Raw genomic sequence first — 20,652 nt, 5'->3', positions numbered from 1 at the left:
TTGCGGATACGTCGGGAAGAATGTCTCAAAAGACTTTGGTAAACAAAACACCGCTTCATTCCTCGGTGGGAATGAAGCGGTGTTTGGGTGGTGAAACCTAGGCGCCGCGCAGGCGCTCGGCGAAGTACAGGTACAGGTCGGCGATCGCGATGCGCTCCTGCTCCATGGTGTCGCGGTTACGCACGGTCACGGCCTTGTCCTCAAGCGAATCAAAGTCGACGGTCACGCAGTACGGGGTACCGATCTCGTCCTGGCGACGGTAACGACGACCGATCGCACCGGCGTCATCGAAGTCCACGTTCCAGGTTTCGCGCAGCTCGGCGGCCACCTCGCGAGCCAGCGGCGAGAGGGCCTCGTTGCGGCTCAGCGGCAGGATCGCGACCTTAACCGGGGCCAGGCGCGGGTCCAGACGCAGCACGGTGCGGGTGTCCACACCGCCCTTGGCGTTGGGGACCTCCTCCTCGTCATAGGCGTCCACCAGGAAGGCCATCAGCGAGCGGGTCAGACCGGCCGCGGGCTCGATCACGTAGGGGATCCAGCGCTCGTTCTTGGGCTGGTCGAAGAACGACAGATCCTTACCCGAAGCCTCGGAGTGGGTCTTGAGGTCGAAGTCGGTGCGGTTGGCCACACCCTCCAGCTCGCCCCACTCGCTGCCGGAGAATCCGAAGCGGTACTCCACGTCCACGGTGCGCTTGGCGTAGTGCGAGAGCTTTTCCTTGGGGTGCTCGAAGAAGCGCAGGTTCTCGGCCTTGATGCCCAGGCTGGTGTACCAGTTCATGCGCTCGTTCAGCCAGTACTCGTGCCACTCTTCATCGGTGCCGGGCTCCACGAAGAACTCCAGCTCCATCTGCTCGAACTCGCGGGTGCGGAAGATGAAGTTACCGGGGGTGATCTCGTTACGGAACGACTTACCGATCTGGCCGATACCAAACGGCGGCTTCTGGCGCGAAGCCTGCAGCACGTTGGCGAAGTTCACGAAGATACCCTGGGCGGTCTCGGGGCGCAGGTAGTGCATGCCGGACTCGTCCTCAACCGGGCCGAGGGTGGTCTTCAGCAGACCGGAGAATGCCTTGGGTTCGGTCCAGGCGTGACGGGTGCCACAGTTCGGGCAGGCGATGTCGTCCAGCCCGTTCTCGGGGGCACGACCCTTCTTCTCCTCGAACTCCTCCTCCAGGTGGTCGGCGCGGAAGCGCTTGTGGCAGGAGGTGCACTCGACCAGCGGGTCGGAGAAGACCTCAACGTGGCCCGATGCCTCCCAGACCTTGCGGGGCAGGATCACCGAGGAGTCGAGACCCACCACGTCGGAGCGACCCTGAACCATGGACTTCCACCACTGACGCTTGATGTTCTCCTTGAGGGCGACACCGAGGGGGCCGTAGTCCCATGCGGAGCGGGATCCGCCGTAGATTTCACCGGCCTGAAAGACAAATCCGCGATGACGGGCGAGGGCGATGACTTTATCGAGACGGCTGGCTGCCACGGTGGCTCCTGAAGTGTGCTGAAAGATAACCCGACCGGGTGCCGGGCATTAGGGCCTAAGTTTACCCACTTTCCCGGCCGGTGTCCGCTGCCGTTCTAGGATTGATGCCATGAGTCACCCCACACTCCCCGATATTCAGGTTGCCGCCTTCGCACTGGTCCGGAATCGCCGTCTGCTGATGGTCACCGCGCGGGGCCGGGACGTCTATTTCCTCCCCGGCGGCAAGATCGATTCGGGTGAGACCCCGCGAGACGCGGTGATCCGTGAGGTTTTTGAGGAGGTGGGGGCCCGGGTCGACCCGGATTCGCTGGCGATCTACCACCGGCTGGCGTTGCAGGCACACGGGGAACCCGAGGGTCGCCTGGTAGCGATGACCATCTTCAGCGGCGAGCTGCTGGACGAGCCGGTCCCGAGTGCCGAGGTGAGCGAGCTGCACTGGGTGCGTCTGGCCGATGCCGACCGCTGCCCGCCCGCCGGGGCCGATCTGCTGTACGTGCTGCACCGAGACGGCCTGATCGACTAACCATTCGCGCACACTGGGAACTCTACGAAGTCCCGGCTAACATGGATCGCAGTCGTGATGAGAACCCGGCCGCGCCGGGAACGGATGCACCCAGGGGGCCGAATTGACACAGCAGGAACGTGGACGCGCCGGTGCAGGGGTCTCCGCCATCGCCTTTAACGAGGCGGTGCCGGTGCGCTTCGAGCGCGACGGACGCCAGATCGTGAACTTCCGCTCGGGCCCGCGCACCGGAACCCCGATTGTGCTGCTGCACGGCATCGGGATGGGGCACGCCTACTGGGAGGGGCTCGCCTCGGAGCTCAGCGAAATCGGTCCGATCTATGCGCTTGACCTGCCCGGATTCGGGGAGTCCCCCGAGCCGGATGAGCCGCTGGATATGCCCGATAGCGGCGCCTTTGTGGCGGACTTTGTGCGCTCCGAGGGTCTGCGCGATGTGATTCTGATCGGGCACTCGATGGGCACCCAGGTGGCCGTGGAGGCCGCCGCGGCCGCGCCGGATCTCTTCCCCGAGCTGATCCTGCTCGCCCCCACGATTAACGTCTCCGAGCGGACCGTGTGGCGTCAGGCCCTGCGCATGATGCAGGACATGATGTCCCCGCAGCCACGCACCCTCTACTTTGGCATTCGCTACTACCTGGCGGCCGGCCCGCGCTGGTACATCAAGAAGCTGGCGACGATGCTCACCCACGAGGTGGAGAAGACCCTGCCCCGCATCCAGGCGCACACGCTCGTGGTCCACGGCGAGCGCGATGCCCTGTGTCCGGCCCCCTGGGTGGACGAGGTGGCGGGCCTGATTCCCGATGCCCACTCGGTCACCATCCCGGGCCGCGGACATGAAACCATGATCAGTGGTTACCCGGCGGTGGCGCAGGCGATCCGCACCCACCTGGGGTTGCCCGCCGCCGAGCCCAAGCCCGAGCCCCGGACCGGACACACCGGGCGATGAACATCCTCGGCCGGTTCAGCGTCCTGGTGCGTGACACCGGACTGATGATCGGGCTGCACCTGCGCGCACCCTTTCAGCGCTTTCCCCGCCGCTATCGCCACGGGGACGCCGATAAGCCGATCATCCTGCTCCTGCCCGGAGTCTACGAGACCTGGGCATTCCTGGAACCGATCGCCGAGCTGCTGCACCGCTCGGGCTATCGCATCTCGATCGTGCGCGGCCTGGGCTACAACCTGCTCCCCATCATCGATACCGCCGGGCGCCTGGCCCGAGCACTGCGCCGCGCACCGGCGCCGCGGGCCGGACGGATCATCGTGGCCCATTCCAAGGGTGGGCTGATCGGCAAGCAGCTGATGGTGACCGACGGCCCGGAGCTTCGGATCCTGGGGGTCGTCGCGATCGCCACCCCGTTTGCCGGCTCCCGCTATGCCCGCTACATCCTCGACCCGAGCCTGCGCGCGTTTTTGCCCACCAACTCCACGATTGTGGGGCTCGGTAGGCAGGCCGAGGTCAACGCCTCGATCGTCTCGATCTTCGGGCCCTGGGACCCGCACGTGAGCGAGGGCAGCGAACTTCCCGGCGCCCACAACGTGCGTGCCGAGACCTCGGGCCACTTCCGCATCCTCCGAGCACCCGAAACCGCCCCGCTGGCGCTGGACGCCGTGGAGATGCTGCACGGGGCCGAACCTCCGGGCGAAACGGGCAGTCCGAATCCGCGGCAGCTCACGCTAGAGGCGAAATCCCCGACACTCCCAGCCCGGCTCGGCGCGGCTTCCCCTACCCTGGAACAGGCCCCCTAGTTTTTCGCGTGCAGCGCCCAACGCCCGGCGCGCGAGTGGCCCCGCCTCACACAAGGAGCATTTTTGTCTCTCGACACCCCCGAAACCAGCACCCCGGCGAGCGCTCGTCCCTTCCAGGTTGATCTGCGCGGCGTCGTAGACCTGCTCAGCCGGCACATCTATTCCAGCCCCCAGGTGTATCTGCGCGAGCTGTTGCAGAACGGCCGCGACGCGGTGACCGCCCGGCAGAAGCTCCCCGATGCTCCGGCGGGACTCCTGCGAATCAGCCCGGTCACCGACGCCGACCCGGTCTTCCGCTTTACCGACAACGGTGTGGGTCTCACCGCAACCCAGGCAGCCGAACTGCTCTCCACCGTGGGCCGCAGCTCCAAGCGGGATGAGGTCCTGAACCTGCGCCGCGAGGACTTCCTGGGCCAGTTCGGGGTGGGACTGCTCTCCTGCTTTATGGTCTCCGATGAGATCGTGGTGCGCTCGCGCTCCGCTCACGGCGAGGCCCCGATCGAGTGGCGCGGCCACTCCAACGGCACCTTCAGCGTGCGCGAGCTGAGCGAGGCAGAGGCCGCCGGACTGCCGGTGGGCACCGAAATCTCACTGCGCCCGCGACCCGATGACGCGACCCTGCTCTCCCCCGCCCGGGTGCGCGAGCTCACCGAGCGCTTTGGCCGCTACCTCCCGGTGGACGTGCAGCTGGAGCAGGGCGACCGCTCCTGGGAGTCGGTCACGATTCCGGCGCCGTTCCTGGAGCCGGTGGCCGCGGGATCTGCGCACGAGGAGGCCCAGCTCGCGCTGGGAACCGAGCTGCTCGGGGCCCGCCCGTTGGCCAGTATCGAAATCGTGGTTCCCGGAACCGAGACCCGCGGCATCGCCTATGTACTGCCGTACGCGCCGCCGCCCAGCGCCCGCCAGGCCAGCCGGGTGTATCTGGGACGCATGCTCCTGGATGAGCGGGTTGAGGACCTGCTGCCCGACTGGGCATTCTTCGTGCGCTGCGTGATCAACACCGACGGTCTCTCTCCCACGGCCTCCCGCGAGAGCTTCGTGAATAATGAGGCGCTGGAATACACCCGCACCGAGATCGGTAACGCGCTGCGCCGCTGGATCATGCTGCAGGCCACCACCGCACCCCATGTGTTGTCCGGTCTGGTTTCGGTACACCAGCTCGCGCTCAAGTCGATGGCCGTCCACGACGATGAGCTGGCGGCGCTGATGCTGCCGTGGCTGAAAATCGAAACCTCCGCCGGAGACACCACCATCGGCGAGCACCTGGAACGCTTTGGCGAGCTGCGCTACACCGACACCGTGGATGAGTTCCGTCAGGTTGCGGCGATCGCCAGCCCCGAGTCCCCCGTGGTCAACGGCGGGTACGTCTACGACGCGGCCCTGCTGCGCCAGATCCCCGCGCTGACCGGGCAGAGTGTTACCCGCATTGAGGTCTCCGATGAGCTGGATAGCCTCGAGGCACCCCCGCTGCACGAGCGTCAGCTCACCGCCGCGGTCGAGGCCCGCGCCGAGGAGGCGCTCACCACCGTGCAGACCCGGGTGTCGATTCGCTCGTTCCAGCCCGCCGATCTGCCGGCGCTCTACGTGGCCGACCAGGCGGTGCTGCGCCGGATCGAACGCACCAAGGCCGCCGACATCGCCCCGGGCCTGTGGTCCCAGGTCATCTCAACCAACGACCGCCTGCTCACCGGCAAAAACTCCGGCGAGGGCGAGCGGGACGTGCGCGCCCGGCTGTGCCTGAACTGGTCCAGTCCGCTGGTGCGTCGTCTGGCCGAGCTGGATGATCCGCTGGTATTCCGCCGCTCGATCGAGCTGCTCTATGCCCAGGCGATGCTGGCCGGACACCGTCCGCTGACCACCACCGACCGAGCCCTGATGACCGGTGCCCTCACCGATCTGGTGCAGTTGAGCATCGGCCTCGGCGACCAAAACCCCACCGACTAAGCACACCAACACCACACGCCGCCCGCGAACCCCGAGTGGGCGGCGCACCGGGTAAGGAGACCCCATGAGCACCCCGCATAATGGTTCAACCGCCGAGCAGATCGATCAGCTGCTCGCCGAAATCGACATCACCCCGATCGGGCCGCAGGAGCGTGCGCTGATCGATCAGGCGGTCGCCCTGGCCGATGAGGCCGGGGATGAGGAGCGTGCCTATCAGGCCCGTATGCGCCTCACCTCCTCCGCCCACATGACCGGCGACACCGACGCGATGCTCGCCTCCTTCGGCTGGTGCGTGGGCAAGTTTGACCAGGACCCGGTGCGCTTCCCCAGTGAGGCCGGCGGCGGCAACGACCTGCTGTTCCAGTACAAGTGGATGGCCGGCCGGGTGGCCTCTAACCCCGCATTCCCACTGAGCCAGCTCGACGCGATCCACGCCGATATGTCCGAGCGCTACCGCCGCGCGGGTGTCAGCCAGTCGGGGGTGCTCCAGAGCCGCTTCTCGACCGCGATGGACACCGGCGATTTTGTGGCCGCAGGGCGCTATCGCGACGAGCGTGAGCTGATCCCGCGCGATGACTACAGCCACTGTGAGGCCTGTGTGCGCGCCGAGGACGCCGCCTACTTCCGCCGGATCGGGCAGGAAGACAAGGCCCTGGCCCTGTTTGACGAGATCATGGAGCAGGGGCTGACCTGTGGCGAGGAGCCCGAGTCGGTCGAGGCCAACTCGCTGCTCACCCTGCTGCGCGCGGGCCGACTGGACGAGGCACGTGCGGTGCACCTGCGCAGCTACCGGGTCGCCCGCCACTCCCCCGACGGCCTGGCAATGATCGCCGACCACCTGGTCTTCTGCGCGGTCACCGGCAATGAGTCCCGCGGGCTGTCGATCCTCGAGCGTCTGCTGCGGGATCTGACCGTGGATCCGCTGAACCGCGCGCTGATTTTCTCCTCCCGCGTCTCGATCGCCGTCTTCCTGGACGCGGTCACCCGCGCCGGGGCCGGAGACACCCCGATCCGCGGTGCCCAGAACCCCGACCTGGCCGCACTCCTGGGTGCCGACCTGGGCGAGAACCCCACCGCCGCCTCCCTGGCGACCGCACTGTGGGCCGGGGCCGAGGAGCTGGCCGGGGAGTTCAACGCCCGCAACGGCAATGATGACTTCACCGGCCGAATCGCCCGTGCCCGTCAGCTGGCCACCGAGCACTACGACCTGCCCATCGCCGGCGAGCGTTTCACTCCGCCGGCCGAGCTGGAGCAGGACACCCAGGCCGAGCCCACGAGCGCCGCCGACTGGCTGTTCCGCGCACAGACCGCGATGTTTGAGTCCGATCAGGCCGCCGTGCTGGCGGCCGTGGACAAGGGGCTGGCCATCGAGGACGGCGATGCCGAGGCCCGCGTGCGCCTCTACAGCTGCGTCATCCAGACCCTGATCGCCGCCGAGCAGACCGAGGGTGCCCAGCAGGCGCTGACCGAGCGCATCGCTGTGCTGCGCGCGAGCGGACACCCCGAGCAGGCGGACCTCGAGGAGCGCTTCGGGCTGCTGATGTTCTCCACCGCAACCCCCGAGGATGAGGAGGCGCTGCTCGCCGAACTCGAGCGCGCCCGCGTCGCCGGTGCCCCGCTGGAGGTGATCGCGGACCTGCTGTTTGTGATCGCCGACCTGCGGATGCGCGCCCAGCGCCCCGCCGAAGCGCAGCCGCTCGCCCTGGAGGCGCTGGCCCTGACCGAGGATGGACCCGCGCGCCTGCTGGAATCCGCGCGCACCCTCGCCGCCTTCACGCTGCTCTACACCGAGGATGCGCCCGGCGCCGCGGCACACCTGGATGCTCTGCTGGCCACCGAGGGTGCCCCGCACGTGCGCATGCAGGCCCTGCGACTGCGCGCGCAGATCCACGGCATGCTGGGCACCCCGCGCGCGGGCATCCCGCTGGCCGATGAGCTGCTGGCCCGGACCGCCCGTGGAACCAACCGCGAGAACACGATCCAGGCCGCCCAGCTGGCCGCCAACCTGCTCAACGATGACGAGCGTCCCGGCGAGGCCGCCGCCCGCATCGAGTACGCGATCGACCTGGCCCAGCGCGCCGAGTCCGAGCAGCTGATCGGGCTGCGTTTCCTGCTCGGGCGCTACCAGCTGAACGCCGGGGCCTTCGAGTCGGCCACCGAAAACCTGGACGAGGCCTACCGCGCCGAGGAGGCCGCCGAGGCGCCGCCGGCCGCGCGGGCCGAGACCCTGTTCTGGCTCGCCCAGGCGGCGCAGGGCGCCGAGGAGAACGGCCTGGCCTACGGTGCCTTCTCGCGGGCCATCGAGCTGGCCTCGGAGGGCGAAGCCTTCGAGCTGGCCGCCCGAGCCGGAATCCTGCTGGGGCAGCTGTGCAACGGCTTCAACGATCCCGAGGCGATCGAGATTCTCGAGCGTGCCCTTGCCCACGCGGAAAAGGTGGAGGACGCCGACCTGATCGCCGCCGCCCGCCACCGTCTCGGCCAGACCCGCGCGACCCACGGCGATGCCGCGGGCCTCGAGGAGCTTGACGCCGTGCTGGCCTTCGCCCAGGAACGCGGTGCCGACTGGCTGATCGCCGACGTGACCGACTCCCGCGCCCGCGCGCTGGGTGCGCTCGGCCGCATCGACGAGGCCATCCCCGCCGCCCTGACCGCCGCCGACGCCTACGCCGACTGCGGCGATGAGGGCAACGCGGCCATGAGCGAGCTGTTTGTGGCCCGCGTGCTGGCCCAGGCCGAACGCGCGGAGGAGGCCGTGCCGATGTACGGCGCCTCGATCGACCGCCTGCCCGTGGGATCCCCCGCCTTCGTGGGGCTCAACCTCGAGCTGGGCGCCCTGCTGGAACAGCTGGGTCGACACCCCGAGGCCGCCGCCGCCCGCGCCCGCGCCGAGCAGGCACCCGAGCAGTAGCAGCACAGAAAACGGCGGCCCCGCGGATCATTCCGCGGGGCCGCCGTTTTTCATCCGAGCGACTAACTCACAAAGTCGAGCAGCTCCAGGCCCAGCTCACGCAGCCCCTGCTGCACGGCAAAACCCGAGGTGGCATCGGTTTCCCGGAACGACACCTTGATCGCAAAGCACACGCTCGCCGACGGGCCACGAACCACACCCGTTTCGGCGCGCAGGCCCAGCTCGCGCGAGGCCAGGGCGTATCCGCCGATCCCGAAGCGTACGCCTCCGCGCAGGCCCGGATCCAGCCCTAGAGCGCCCACAACCGATCCGGGGTAGCTTCCGCTTCCCAGCCAGCGCAGCACCCGGGCCGAAACCTCGGGGTTCACGATCTCGCCGCGTTCCAGCCGCCAGATCAGCTCGCTCAGCTCGGTCATGGTTGAGCGGGATACCGCGGCCCGGGTTCCACTGTCGGCGCGGCGGCTCAGGCCATCGCGCAGCACCGTGTTGCGCAAGTGTAGGGACTCGGCGCGGGCGGCAATATTGTCCAGACCGAACGCACGCAGCAGCGCATTGCCCGCGGTGTGATCTCCGCTTCCGGCCAGCAGGGCCGCCGCATCCGCGAGCGAGAGGGTGTCTCGTTCGAGGTGTTGCCAGATCCCCGGGCCGTCGGCCAGGTCCGCGCTCTCGCGCACAATCTGCGGGTTGTCTCCACGTTCGCAGTGATCGGCAGCCTCGATCAGCAGCAGGATCCGGCCCAGCGACCCGATCTGCGAGACCACGTAGTCATCCACGCGCAGCAGCGGTGCCCCGGTTTCCAGGTTGCTGACCCGGACCGAAACCCGCATGTCCTCGCGCACCATGTGCTCAAACGCACGCATCGAGCGGCCAAAGCCGTTGCCGCCGCGGGCACCGCCGCGAGTCCGACCGCCGGTGCCGGGCTGCCGGACACCGGCGATGAGCGCGGCGGAATCTGCGGTCGCACCGGCGGCACGCCGACCGCGGGTGGGAACGTCTGTCCCCTCCCGCGGTCCGCCGTGCCGGTGTGCCACCCGGGTCACCAGATGGTGACGCGCTGCTCGGGCGCGAGCCAGAGCTCGTCGCTCTCGCTCACGTCAAACGCGGTGTAGAACGCGTCGATGTTGCGAACAATCTGGTTGCAGCGGAACTCGTTGGGCGAGTGCGGGTCGGTCGCGAGCAGGCGAATGGCCTCCTCATCCCGGGCGAGCTGCGCCCAGGCCTGAGCCCAGGACAGGAAGAAGCGCTGGGCGCCGGTCAGACCGTCGATCACCGCGGGCTCGGTGCCCTCGAGCGAGAGCAGGTAGGCCTTCCAGGCGATCGCCAGACCACCCAGGTCACCGATGTTCTCACCGATGGTGAGCGCGCCGTTGACGTGGTGCTCGGGGACCTGACGCGGTGCCAGGGCGTTGTACTGCTCGATCAGCGACGCGGTGCGCTGCTCGAAGGCCGCACGGTCGGCCTCGGTCCACCAGTCGGTGAGCTTACCGTCTCCGTCGTAGCGCGAACCCTGGTCATCGAAGCCGTGACCGATCTCGTGGCCGATCACCGCGCCGATGGCGCCGTAGTTGGCGGCGGCATCGCGGCCCGCATCGAAGAAGGGGAACTGCAGGATCGCCGCCGGGAACACGATCTCGTTGAACCCGGGGTTGTAGTAGGCGTTGATGGTCTGCGGGGTCATGAACCACTCATCGCGGTCGATCGGCTTGCCGATCTTTGCCAGCTCGCGGTTGAACTCGAACTCCGCCCCCGCACGCACGTTGGCGATCAGGTTATCGGCGCTGACCTCGAGGGCCGAGTAGTCACGCCAGCGGTCGGGGAAGCCGATCTTCGGGGTGAACTTGGACAGCTTGTCCAGCGCACGCTCACGGGTTTCCGGGCTCATCCAGTCCAGGTCGGTGATCGAGTCGCGGTAGGCGGCCTCCAGGTGCTTGACCAGCACATCCATCTGGGTCTTGGACTCGGTCTGGAAGTGGCGGGCCACGTACTGCTCACCCACGGCCTCACCCAGCAGACCCTCAACCAGGGAGACGCCGCGCTTCCAGCGCTCGCGAATCTCGGGGACACCCGAGAGGGTGCGGCCGTAGAAGTCGAAGTTTTCCTCAACGAAGGCGTCGGAGAGGTAGGCCGCAGCGCCGTGCACGATCTTCCAGCGCAGCCAGTCGGTCCAGCTCTCCAGGTTCTCCTCGGTCAGCAGCGCAGCGATGCCCTCAACGAAGCTGGGCTGACGCACCACAACCTCATCCAGCGCACCGGCGGGGGCACCCAGGCTCTGGGCCCAGGTGCTCAGCAGGGCGGCATCGCCGTGCTGGCCGAACAGCTCGGCAAACTCGTCCCAGGTCTTGAGGTTGTACTGTGCCTGGCTGTCGCGGGCAGCCACATTGTCCCAGTGCACCGCGGCGATGCGGGTTTCCAGGTCGAACACGCGCTGGGCGCGGGCGTCGGCCTGGTCCAGTCCGGCGAGCGCCAACAGCTTCTCGATGTGGGCACGGTAGGCCTCGCGGATCGGCGCAAAGCGCTCCTCACGGAAGTAGCTCTCGTCCGGCAGCGAGATACCCGACTGCTGCACCATGACCAGGTAGCGCTCGGGGTTACCCGGGTCGTTATCCACCCAGAGTCCCAGGAACCCGCCCACGCCGGCGCGGTCCAGGGAACCGGCCACGCGCGCGAAGTCGGCGATCGAGGCGACGGCATCCACCTGGGCGAGCTCGTCTGCCAGCGGGGCTGCACCCAGCTCGTTGATCCGGTCCTCGGCCAGGTAGCTGGTGTAGAGGTCACCAATCTTGCGGGCGGTGGTGCCGGCTGCGGCATCACGGGATTCCTCGATGATCTGACGGACGGCCTCCTCGGCCTCCTCCGCGAGAATCGAGAACGAGCCCCAGCGGGACTTGTCCGCGGGGATTTCGGTGCGCTCTAGCCAGCGTCCATTGGTGTGGCGGTAGAGGTCGTCCTGGGGACGAATGTCCGGGTTGAGGTCGTCGAGGGTAATGCCGGAGGTCGAGTTGGGAGACGTCATCTCTCCAGGGTAAACCAGACCGGCCCGGAGGTGTTCGGATCCGTCATCTAAGTCCCCAACCGGAATCAAAAAATCCCGTACCGTGGGTGGGTGGCCTCACTCAACCGTTCGATCCTGCACCTCGCGATTCCCGCCCTGGGGGCGCTGATCGCCGAGCCCCTGTTCCTGCTCACCGATACCGCCCTGGTGGGGCATCTGGGGGTGTCCGAGCTGGCCGGGCTCGGGCTGGCGGCCGCGGTCCTGCAGACGATCATCGGCCTCATGGTGTTCCTGGCCTACGCCACCACCCCGGCGGTCGCGCGCCGGCTCGGCGCGGGGGATCCGCGCGGGGCCGTCTCGGTCGGAATCGACGGGCTGTGGCTCGCCCTGGGGCTCGGTATCGTGCTGGGAACGCTGGGAGCGCTGGGCTCCCCGTGGCTGATCGGCCTGTTTGGTGCCCCCGCAGGGGCGAGCGCCGCGGCGATTCAGTACCTGTCGATTTCGATGGCCGGGGTCCCGGCAATGCTCCTGGTTTTTGCGGCCACGGGGCTGTTGCGTGGACTCCAGGACACCTTGACGCCGCTCTGGGTTGCCGGCATCGGCTTCGCCCTGAATGCCGGACTCAACTACCTCCTCATTTACCCCGCGGGCCTCGGCATCGGCGGTTCGGCCCTGGGCACCGTCATCGCACAGTGGCTCATGGTGGTGGCCTACCTGCTCGTGATTGTCCGCCATGCCCGCCGAGTGCGTGCCCGAATTCGTCCGTCCAGGGCCGGGGTCCGCGGCTCCGCCCGGGCGGGTGGATGGCTGCTGCTGCGCACGGCAAGTCTGCGCGCGGCCATGCTGCTGGCAATCGGGACCGCCGCGGGGCTCGGAGATCCCGAGCTCGCCGGATTCCAGATCACGATGACGGTGTTTAGTACACTCGCCTTCGCCCTGGATGCCCTGGCCATCGCCGCCCAGGCTCTGGTGGGGAAGGGTCTCGGAGCCGCGGACACCGGATTTGTGCGGCTGGTCCTCAAGCGCTGCCTGCAGTGGGGCATCGGCGCGGGTATCGTGCTGGGGGTCCCGTTGGCTCTGGGTTCGGGGGTGCTGGGACGGGTATTCACCTCGGATGCGGACCTGGCCACGCTGATCACCCCGAGTCTGATCATCCTGGCGATCGGCGCCCCGCTGGCCGGGATCGTGTTTGTCCTGGATGGCGTCCTGATCGGTGCCGGGGATGCCCGCTACCTGGCGCTCACCGGCCTGGTAAACCTGGCCACGTTCATGGTCATCCTGTGGATCGTCGGACTGATCGGCCCGGGCGGTGCGGGTGGTCTTGCCTGGCTGACCGGCGCGTTTGCGCTGGGCTATATCGCCGCCCGGGCGATCACCCTGGGGCTACGCGCCCGCGGCACCGCCTGGATGCGCACGGGCATCACCCCGGCGTAGCGCCGGGCGGCCGGGCCCGGGGTTCGCCGGCTCACCGAGAGCTCGGTCCCGTCGTTCGCCCGATCAGCGGGCGGTCGGCACCGGCCCCGTGGTGTCGCCGGCGACGAAGGAGACATCAAAGTCCGCCGAGGGCACGCTCTGCCCCTCCAGCATCGCGAGCACCGCGCGACCTGCGGCCTGTCCCTTGGCGTGTGCGGGCTGCCACACGGTGGTCAGGCGACGCTCAAACCCGTCGACGCGGATCCCATCAAAACCCACCACACTGAGGTCCTCGGGCACCCGTAGTCCCAGCTCCTCGGCCGCGGCGATCACGCCCACGGCGATCAGGTCGCTCTGCGCGATCACCGCGGTGGGTCGCTCGGCGGCGGGCACATCCAGCAGTCGCAGGGTGGCCAGCCGCCCGGCCTCGACCCGGCTGCTGCCGGCGATCACACCGGTGATGTTGGGGTAGATCGCTCGCGCTCCGCGCAGCCGCTCGAGCGTGGTGGCCACGGTCCCCGCGGCCTCACGTTCGGGAGTCAGCGGGGCGACCACGCGCTGCCGGTCAACCCCCAGGGTGACCGTGGCCACGCGCTCATGGCCGAGGGCCGCCAGGTGCTCGGCGGCGGCCTTGCCGCCGCCAAAGTTATCGAGGTTCACGCTGGTGATGGCGTTGTTTTCGGGACCCTCGATCTGCACGGTCGGCACCCCGCGGCCACCCAGGACCCGGGCAATATCCCCGGCCTCGGTACCCACGCACAGCAGCACCAGGGCGTCGATCGGCGCGTTGGCCACGGCCGCGGTTCCGCGATCCAGCTCGGGGATCAGCAGCAGTGAGGCGCCGATCTTTGAAATCTCATCGGCGAGACCGTCGAGGGTTTGAATCAGCACCGGGTCCCGGAAGGAGACTCCGATACGATCGGCGATCAGCACGCCGACGATTCCGCTGGTTCCCAGTCGCAGCGACTGCCCACGCGGATCGGGTCCGGCATAGTTCAGCTCGGCGGCGGCGCTCATGACCCGCTCGCGGGTCTGGTCCGATACCGGCCCCCGGCCGCTGAAGGCCAGCGACGCGGTGGAGGCCGAAACCCCGGCCAACTCGGCCACCTCGGCGAGGGTTACTCGTCCGGCATTCCGATCAGTCATCGCCCGCTCCGTTTTCGACGGCGTTGTCCCGGCCGGTTGACCGGGATCACTTCCATCGGATAGCTTAGGCGATGTTCTTTGCGAATCGAATCGATTCGACACGGGGCGTCACCTTCCCCCGACGCCCACACGTACCCCCACTTCGCGCCGCAGGCGCCCCGTTTGAAACCGTGAGCATGACCGCTACCTCCATTGCCGCCTCCCCCGCCGCCCTGCGCGCCTGGCGCAACGCCCTGTTTATCGTCTTTCTGCTGAGTGGATTGAGCGTGGCCAGCATGGCCAGTCGGATCCCCGCACTGCGTGAGACCCTCGACATCAGCAACGGAACCCTCGGACTGGTGCTGTTCGGGATGTCCGCGGGCTCGATCCTCGGTCTGGCCTCCTCCAACGCGATTCGCGAGCGCCTGGGCACCCGGGCCGGCATTCGCACCGCGCTGCTGGTCAGCATGGTTGGGCTGCTGATCATGGGCTTCGGATCCACGATCGCGCTGCCGGTGGTCATCGTGGGCCTGGCAATTCTGGGCTTTGGCAACGGCGTGGTGGACGTCATGATGAACCTCGACGGCGCCCTGGCCGAGGTCGAACTGGGTAAAACCGTGATGCCGATGATGCACGCGTTCTTCAGCGTGGGCACGGTCCTGGGTGCCCTGATCGGCTCGGCCGCGGCGTTCAACCACGTCCCCCTCTCGGTCCACCTCACCATCGTGGTGATCCTGGTCTCGGCCGCCGCGATCATCGTGGTGCGCTGGATCCCGCTGCGCCCGATCGTGCGCCAGACTCATGAGCGCGTGCCGTTTGGCGAGCGTCTGCGCGCGAATGCCTCGGTCTGGAAGGATCGTCGCCTGCTGCTGATCGGCCTGATCATGCTGGGTATGAGCCTGGCCGAGGGCAGCGCGGGTGACTGGATCGCCCAGGCAGTGGTGGACGGCTATCAGCAGTCCCCCGGCACCGGTGCGCTGGTCTATGGCGTGTTTGTGGCCGCGCTGATGCTGACCCGGTTTGTTGGCGGCCCCTTCATCGACCGTTTCGGTCGGGTCGCCGCCATCCGCCTCTCCGCGAGCCTCGCGGTGCTGGGCCTGGCTCTGTTTATCTTCGCCCCGGCCTTCCCGCTGGCCCTGGTGGGTGCCGCCGCCTGGGGTGCCGGCTGCGCACTGGGCTTCCCGGTGGGCATGTCCGCGGCAGCCGAACACCCCACCCAGTCCGCACAGCGAGTGAGCGCGGTAGCCATGATGGGTTATGTCGCCTTCCTCGCCGGTCCGCCCGCCATCGGCCTGCTGGGCGAGCACGTGGGCCTGCTGCACGCACTGCTGCCGATTCTCGGTCTGGTATTCATCGCCCTGCTGGCGGCCCCCGCGGCCCGTCCCGTGGGATATCCGGAGAAGCAGATAGCTTAGTCATCCACAATTCCCCAAGAATCAACCTGGGGGAGGGTGTTTTTGGGTACAGATTCTCGCTAGTCTGCACCAATGAGCCTTGGAGTCCTCACCCGTGAGATCACGAAGCCGGTGCCGCTGCGCCTGGCCTCGGGGATCGTCAATCCCGACGCGATCGGTTTTTCCCGCGCGCCGCTGCACCAGGCGGCGGGCCGGGAAACCGGTCAGGACCGGCGTCGGGATCACTGGCTGGTCAGCACCCCGACCCACATTCTGATCATCTCCACCGGCCGGGATCAGCGTGGCGTCCAGCAGCGGTTATGGGTGCTGGATCGTGCGACCCACGCACACATCGAGATTGCACCGACCCGGCCCAAGGACGCGATGGGCTCCCTTCCGCAGAGCCCGGAAACCGGACCGATTCGGGTCCACTCCCTGAACCTCGACATCAGCATCGATGAGGTCCCCGGCGGCACCCGGCTCCGGGTGTACGGCGGGCGCGTACAGCTTGATCTGTGGGTGGGACGACCGCTGATTCAGCAGAGCCTGAGCACGGTCGTCTCCCATGACAACCGAGCGTTTGACTATGTCCTCAGCGACCTCACTCGACCGGTCACCGGCCGCCTGGCAATCGATGGCAGCTGGGAGGACCTGGCCTCCGAATCGACCTGGGCCGTACACAACTACAGTCATTGCTGTCATCGACGCGAGCGTGATGAGGTGCGGGCCGAGGCGATCGGTATCGGCGTTCTCGAATCGGATTCCAGCGTTCACCGCCTGGGCATCCGGCTGGGTGCGGGGAGCGGCCTTCTTGTGGACGGAGTGCTCGACTATGACGCCGCGGCCGCACAAACGGAGCGCCTCGAGAACGGCGCGATCCGCCTGTTTGGCCCACACTTCGATCTGCGCTTCACTGCGCTCAGCGATGCGCCCGCCGATGCTCGGGGTGAGCGCCGCTCGCGCGTGGGTCTGTTTGCCGGCTGGATCGAGCAGGCCCCCGGTATCCGACTCACCGTGTCTGCCCTGACCGGGTGGCTCTCGCTCCCTGGCACACCCGACACCTCGCGGTAGATCACGGCAGTTTTCTGCGGCCACGCGCACCCGATGGACTGGGTGTTCCCGGGCTCGGACGATACACTCACTGGGTGCGTTTGGTTATTGCGAAGTGTTCCGTGGACTATGTCGGCCGGTTGGCCGCCCACCTCCCCCTGGCTACCCGGGTCTTGATGCTCAAGGCCGACGGGAGCCTGCTCATCCACAGTGATGGCGGCAGCTATAAGCCGCTGAACTGGATGAGCCCGCCCTGCACGATGCAGGTGCAGGAGCCCTCTCCCGAGCGCGCCGAGGAGGGCGTGAAGGAGCTGTGGAAGGTCACCCACGCCAAGACCGGCGACCAGCTGGAGGTCTCGATCTATGAGATCCAGCACGATAGCGCGCATGAGCTCGGCCAGGATCCGGGCCTGCAGAAGATCGCGGTGGAGTCCGAGCTGCAAAAGCTCATGGCCGAGCAGATCGACGTCCTGGGTCCCGGGCACACCCTGGTGCGCCGCGAGTATATGACCGCGATCGGCCCGATCGACATTCTGGCCCGGGATGCCAACGGCGGCGCGGTGGCCGTGGAGATCAAGCGCCGCGGCGAAATCGACGGCGTCGAGCAGCTGACCCGCTACCTCGAACTGATGAACCGCGACCCCGCGCTACGTCCGGTACAGGGCGTTTTTGCGGCCCAGGAAATCAAGCCCCAGGCGCGCACCCTCGCCGAGGACCGCGGCATTCGCTGCGTCATCCTCGACTACGACGAGATGCGCGGCCTCGACGACGGCTCCCGCCTGTTCTAAGAATTTCTGCGAGGCCTAGGCCCCGCTCCGTATGATGGGGAATTATGTCGATTCCCACCATCCCCACCACCGTGCCCGCCACCAGTGAACGTCCCACCACCCAGGCCTGGACCTGTGTGCTGCTTGATCTGGACGGCACCCTGATCGATTCGGCCCCCGGCATCATCGAGCGCCTGGGCCGCACCCTCGCCTCGCTCGGTCTGCCGGCTCAGCACGAGTCGGAGATGATGCGCTGGGTCGGTCCGCCGCTGCTGGACTCTTTCCGTGATTTCGCCGGGCTCAACGAGGCCGATTCCTGGGCGGCGCTTGAGCGCTACCGCAGCCTCGCCGGTCAGGAGGATGCCTCGCAGCTCACCAGCGTCTACCCGGGCATCCCCGAGTTCCTGAAGCGTCTGAACGAGGCGGGCATCCCGCTCGCGCTGGCCACCTCGAAGCCCGAGTCCCAGGCCGAGCGGATCCTGGACCACTTCGGGCTGCGCGACACCCTGACCGTCCTGTGTGGCGCCAGCGAGGACGAGACCCGTAGCGCCAAGGCCGACGTCGTCGCCGAAGCTCTCGTGCGCCTGCGCGCCCAGGGTGTCGACACCACCGCCCCGATCATGGTGGGCGATCGTCACCACGACATTGACGGTGCCCGGGCTAACGGGATCCCCACCTACCTGGTGAGCTGGGGCTATGCGGTTCCCGGTGAGGAAGAGGGCGCACTCGAGGTCTTCGACTCGGCGGAGGTTCTGGCCGACCGTCTCATCGCCGAATACGCCGGGACGGACACCAAAACGACGCTTTAAGGAAGATGACAGTTTCATCCGTATTGAGACAGGTACCATTCTTATGAGCAACTTCGCGCGCCGCGAGGATTCGTGACACCGATTGGGAAAACACATGGCATCCAGTGATTCGGGTAATGACCCCGACAAGATGAGCAAGAAGGACCGCCGCGAACACATGCGCGAGGTCGCACGTCTGCGTCGGGAAGAAGAACTGAAGCGCAAAAAGCGTAACCGCATCATCACCCAGATCGGTGTTGTTGTCGGTTCCCTCGCGGTCATTGCGCTCGTGGTGGCAATCGTGGTGAACACCACGGCCCAGAACAACCGCCCAGGCCCGGCGAACATGCAGAGTGGTGGCATCAGCTTCACCGGCGCCGCCGGCAAGATCGAGGCGAAGACCACCCCCGCGCTCAAGGCCGGGGAGAATCCGGTCGGCGTGAAGCAGGATTCCGCCAAGACCAACGTCGTGATGTACGTCGACTATCTGTGCCCGCTGTGTAACCAGTTCGAGTCCGCCAACCTGGACGGCCTGAAGGACATGGTGAGCGCCGGAACCGTAGACCTGCAGGTCCTGCCGATCAGCATCCTGGACCGCGTGTCCGCGGGCACCAAGTACTCGACCCGTTCGGCCGCCGCAATGGCCTGCGTGGCAAACTACGAGCCCAACGGATTCCTGGACGCCAGTGCCGCGCTCTACGCCAAGCAGCCCGAGGAGGGCACCGCGGGTCACAGCAACGCCGACCTGGCCAAGATCATCGAGGACTCCGGTGTGAAGAACGCCAACATCGCCAAGTGCATCAGCGATGGCGACTACACGAACTTCGTGACCTCGTTCACCCAGTCGGCCCTGAACGGCCCGCTGCCCAACACCGATGTCCCCAAGGTCACCGGTACCCCGACCATCCTGGTCGACGGCAAGCAGTACAGCCCCCAGCAGAACGTCGGCTGGGGCAACACCCAGGACTTCTTCAAGTTCGTTGAGCAGGTACAGGCTCAGAACAAGAAGTAATCCGATTCGCCGAGGCGCCGGTGTGGTTTATCCACACCGGCGCCTCTGTTTTGTCACCATGACTTTCCCAGGTTGCCGACATGGTGTCGAGTAGGCTGGTGGGGTCTGACCCCAACCCGAAGAGGCCATATGACTCCCCGCACCCTGTACCGCACCGTCGCGATCGCCGAGGCCGTCACCTGGACCCTGCTGATCATCTCCTTGATCCTGAAGTACGGGTTGAATGCGAATCCGATCGTCACCACGATCGCCGGTGGTATCCACGGGGTCGTGTTCCTGAGCTTTGCCCTGGCATCGATCCTGATCGGCATCAACCAGCACTGGTCACTGGGCCGCGTTGCCCTCGGCGTTGTGTCCGCGGTGGTGCCCTATGCCACCATCCCGTTTGAGCGCGCCCTGGAGCGCGGTGGACACCTGGGCGGGGTGTGGCGCACCGAGCCCGGTGCGGACCCCCGTGACCGCTCGGTACTGTCTCGCCTGGTGATGTGGCTGGTACGCCACCCCGTGCTCTTCCTGGTCCTTGCGGTGGTCGCCGTGGCGATCGTGGCCACCGTGCTGCTGATTCTGGGACCGCCCATCCCCAAGGGATAATCACCGTCCCCGAGACGCCGCGCGAAGTCCTGACCGTGCCGCATGGTTCTGGGCGCGAGCTCACGCAATAACCCACATCAAACGTTCAGCGACGCACGTAGCGAGTTTGGATACACCAGCGTATCCTGATGACATGACCGATGGAACAATTGAGCTCCTCCGCAATGACGGAACAACCGAGCACCTCTCCGACTATGAGGGCAACGTCCTCCTTGTTGTGAACCTCGCGAGCAAGTGCGGCTTCACGCCGCAGTACGAGGCACTCGAGGCCCTGCAGCAGAAGTACGCAGACCGCGGCTTCACCGTGCTGGGCTTCCCTTCTAACCAGTTCCTCCAGGAGGGCGGCAGCGACGAGGAGATCGCCGAGTACTGCCGTGTCACCTGGGGTGTGACCTTCCCGGTCTTTGAAAAGGCCAAGGTCAACGGACGCAACCGCCACCCGCTGTACCGCGACATCATCGATGCCAAGGACACCGTGGGCCTCGCCGGCCCGGTGCTGTGGAACTTCGAGAAGTTCCTTATTCTCCCCAACGGCGAGAAGCACCGCTTCCGCACCAAGACCGAGCCCGACGACCCGGCTCTGGTCTCCCTGATTGAGGCCAACCTGCCCCGCTAACGCACGCAGATCATCCCCGGACGGCCGAAGGCCGTTCGGGGATTTTTTACGCCGCAGAGCGGCCCCCAGCATCAGTCAGCCCTGGGGGTTAAACACGAATAGCCTCACCCTCATCCAGGGCAAGGCACAGCCGCGCCAGCACACACCCCCGCAGCCCCGGGTTAAACAGCAAAAGCCCCACCCTCCAGGATGAGACCAACACTCACAACACCAACACCAACACCAACACCAGCACCAGCACCACAAACAATGCTGTTAAACAAGGAAAGCCCCGACCGAAAAACGGTCAGGGCTCTCAACCTG

The 20,652-nt window shown here is 67.1% G+C and carries 17 protein-coding genes; 13 read left to right on the top strand and 4 right to left on the bottom strand.

Annotated elements, in window-relative coordinates; translation table 11 throughout:
* Positions 1–97 precede the first annotated feature (97 nt).
* On the bottom strand, positions 98–1,480 hold the full coding sequence (locus D9V34_RS17210; RefSeq protein ID WP_121689699.1) for a glycine--tRNA ligase: 1,383 nt from the start codon (positions 1,478–1,480) through the stop codon (positions 98–100).
* Between the two features lie 109 nt (positions 1,481–1,589).
* Here D9V34_RS17210 and D9V34_RS17205 point away from each other — a divergent pair, with 109 nt between their 5' ends.
* From D9V34_RS17205 to D9V34_RS17185, 5 genes are all read left to right on the top strand, one after another.
* The gene (locus D9V34_RS17205) at positions 1,590–2,003 is read left to right on the top strand and encodes an NUDIX hydrolase (protein ID WP_121689698.1); all 414 of its coding nucleotides are present in this window, start codon (positions 1,590–1,592) and stop codon (positions 2,001–2,003) included.
* 103 nt (positions 2,004–2,106) lie between these two features.
* Positions 2,107–2,949 (top strand): alpha/beta fold hydrolase, encoded by an 843-nt coding sequence (locus D9V34_RS17200; protein WP_121689697.1) that lies wholly within the window; start codon positions 2,107–2,109, stop codon positions 2,947–2,949.
* A complete protein-coding gene (locus D9V34_RS17925) occupies positions 2,946–3,749 on the top strand; it encodes an esterase/lipase family protein (protein ID WP_183092032.1) in 804 nt (267 codons plus the stop codon). Before D9V34_RS17200 ends, D9V34_RS17925 begins: the two co-directional genes overlap by 4 nt.
* A gap of 63 nt (positions 3,750–3,812) precedes the next feature.
* Positions 3,813–5,693: an HSP90 family protein gene (locus tag D9V34_RS17190; RefSeq protein ID WP_121689696.1), complete on the top strand. Its 1,881-nt coding sequence runs from the start codon at positions 3,813–3,815 to the stop codon at positions 5,691–5,693.
* Between the two features lie 64 nt (positions 5,694–5,757).
* The gene (locus D9V34_RS17185) at positions 5,758–8,601 is read left to right on the top strand and encodes a SirB1 family protein (RefSeq protein ID WP_121689695.1); all 2,844 of its coding nucleotides are present in this window, start codon (positions 5,758–5,760) and stop codon (positions 8,599–8,601) included.
* Positions 8,602–8,663: 62 nt separating this feature from the next.
* Here D9V34_RS17185 and D9V34_RS17180 read toward each other — a convergent pair whose 3' ends face one another.
* Both D9V34_RS17180 and D9V34_RS17175 read right to left on the bottom strand, forming a co-directional pair.
* Positions 8,664–9,632: a serine hydrolase gene (locus tag D9V34_RS17180; RefSeq protein ID WP_147441722.1), complete on the bottom strand. Its 969-nt coding sequence runs from the start codon at positions 9,630–9,632 to the stop codon at positions 8,664–8,666.
* 5 nt (positions 9,633–9,637) lie between these two features.
* Positions 9,638–11,614, bottom strand: coding sequence for a M13 family metallopeptidase (locus tag D9V34_RS17175; protein WP_121689693.1), 1,977 nt, complete (start codon positions 11,612–11,614; stop codon positions 9,638–9,640).
* 90 nt (positions 11,615–11,704) lie between these two features.
* Here D9V34_RS17175 and D9V34_RS17170 point away from each other — a divergent pair, with 90 nt between their 5' ends.
* Positions 11,705–13,027, top strand: a complete 1,323-nt coding sequence (locus D9V34_RS17170; RefSeq protein ID WP_121689692.1) for an MATE family efflux transporter — start codon at positions 11,705–11,707, stop codon at positions 13,025–13,027.
* A 63-nt stretch (positions 13,028–13,090) separates the two neighbouring features.
* Here D9V34_RS17170 and D9V34_RS17160 read toward each other — a convergent pair whose 3' ends face one another.
* A complete protein-coding gene (locus D9V34_RS17160) occupies positions 13,091–14,152 on the bottom strand; it encodes a LacI family DNA-binding transcriptional regulator (protein ID WP_121689690.1) in 1,062 nt (353 codons plus the stop codon).
* A 71-nt stretch (positions 14,153–14,223) separates the two neighbouring features.
* Here D9V34_RS17160 and D9V34_RS17155 point away from each other — a divergent pair, with 71 nt between their 5' ends.
* The 7 genes from D9V34_RS17155 (at position 14,224) to D9V34_RS17125 (ending at position 20,349) form a co-directional block, all read left to right on the top strand.
* Positions 14,224–15,546 (top strand): MFS transporter, encoded by a 1,323-nt coding sequence (locus D9V34_RS17155; RefSeq protein ID WP_342773026.1) that lies wholly within the window; start codon positions 14,224–14,226, stop codon positions 15,544–15,546.
* Between the two features lie 72 nt (positions 15,547–15,618).
* Complete coding sequence (locus D9V34_RS17150; protein WP_121689688.1) at positions 15,619–16,596, top strand: DUF2804 family protein; 978 nt, start codon at positions 15,619–15,621, stop codon at positions 16,594–16,596.
* A gap of 74 nt (positions 16,597–16,670) precedes the next feature.
* Positions 16,671–17,363 (top strand): endonuclease NucS, encoded by a 693-nt coding sequence (nucS, locus tag D9V34_RS17145; RefSeq protein ID WP_121689687.1) that lies wholly within the window; start codon positions 16,671–16,673, stop codon positions 17,361–17,363.
* Positions 17,364–17,407: 44 nt separating this feature from the next.
* The gene (locus D9V34_RS17140) at positions 17,408–18,151 is read left to right on the top strand and encodes an HAD hydrolase-like protein (RefSeq protein ID WP_121689686.1); all 744 of its coding nucleotides are present in this window, start codon (positions 17,408–17,410) and stop codon (positions 18,149–18,151) included.
* 94 nt (positions 18,152–18,245) lie between these two features.
* Positions 18,246–19,142 (top strand): DsbA family protein, encoded by an 897-nt coding sequence (locus tag D9V34_RS17135; RefSeq protein ID WP_121689685.1) that lies wholly within the window; start codon positions 18,246–18,248, stop codon positions 19,140–19,142.
* Between the two features lie 129 nt (positions 19,143–19,271).
* Entirely contained in the window at positions 19,272–19,733 is a 462-nt protein-coding gene (locus D9V34_RS17130) for a DUF3817 domain-containing protein (RefSeq protein ID WP_121689684.1), read from the top strand.
* A gap of 133 nt (positions 19,734–19,866) precedes the next feature.
* Positions 19,867–20,349, top strand: a complete 483-nt coding sequence (locus D9V34_RS17125) for a glutathione peroxidase (RefSeq protein ID WP_121689683.1) — start codon at positions 19,867–19,869, stop codon at positions 20,347–20,349.
* Positions 20,350–20,652: the final 303 nt, after the last annotated feature.

It is taken from the genome of Mycetocola lacteus (assembly GCF_003667575.1).
GTDB classification, from domain to species: Bacteria; Actinomycetota; Actinomycetes; order Actinomycetales; family Microbacteriaceae; genus Mycetocola; species Mycetocola lacteus.
The sequence above is the reverse complement of the archived record's forward strand: the minus strand, read 5'-3'. Positions and strand labels throughout refer to the sequence as shown.

What these genes read in the sequence shown, in the direction of transcription:
- D9V34_RS17150 (WP_121689688.1), top strand. Translation starts at nt 15,619, where the DNA reads ATGAGCCTTGGAGTCCTCACCCGTGAGATCACGAAGCCGGTGCCGCTG.
- D9V34_RS17925 (WP_183092032.1), top strand. Translation starts at nt 2,946, where the DNA reads ATGAACATCCTCGGCCGGTTCAGCGTCCTGGTGCGTGACACCGGACTG.
- D9V34_RS17125 (WP_121689683.1), top strand. Translation starts at nt 19,867, where the DNA reads ATGACCGATGGAACAATTGAGCTCCTCCGCAATGACGGAACAACCGAG.
- D9V34_RS17155 (WP_342773026.1), top strand. Translation starts at nt 14,224, where the DNA reads ATGTTCTTTGCGAATCGAATCGATTCGACACGGGGCGTCACCTTCCCC.
- D9V34_RS17175 (WP_121689693.1), bottom strand. Translation starts at nt 11,614, where the DNA reads ATGACGTCTCCCAACTCGACCTCCGGCATTACCCTCGACGACCTCAAC.
- D9V34_RS17140 (WP_121689686.1), top strand. Translation starts at nt 17,408, where the DNA reads ATGTCGATTCCCACCATCCCCACCACCGTGCCCGCCACCAGTGAACGT.
- D9V34_RS17160 (WP_121689690.1), bottom strand. Translation starts at nt 14,152, where the DNA reads ATGACTGATCGGAATGCCGGACGAGTAACCCTCGCCGAGGTGGCCGAG.
- D9V34_RS17135 (WP_121689685.1), top strand. Translation starts at nt 18,246, where the DNA reads ATGGCATCCAGTGATTCGGGTAATGACCCCGACAAGATGAGCAAGAAG.
- D9V34_RS17130 (WP_121689684.1), top strand. Translation starts at nt 19,272, where the DNA reads ATGACTCCCCGCACCCTGTACCGCACCGTCGCGATCGCCGAGGCCGTC.
- D9V34_RS17205 (WP_121689698.1), top strand. Translation starts at nt 1,590, where the DNA reads ATGAGTCACCCCACACTCCCCGATATTCAGGTTGCCGCCTTCGCACTG.
- D9V34_RS17185 (WP_121689695.1), top strand. Translation starts at nt 5,758, where the DNA reads ATGAGCACCCCGCATAATGGTTCAACCGCCGAGCAGATCGATCAGCTG.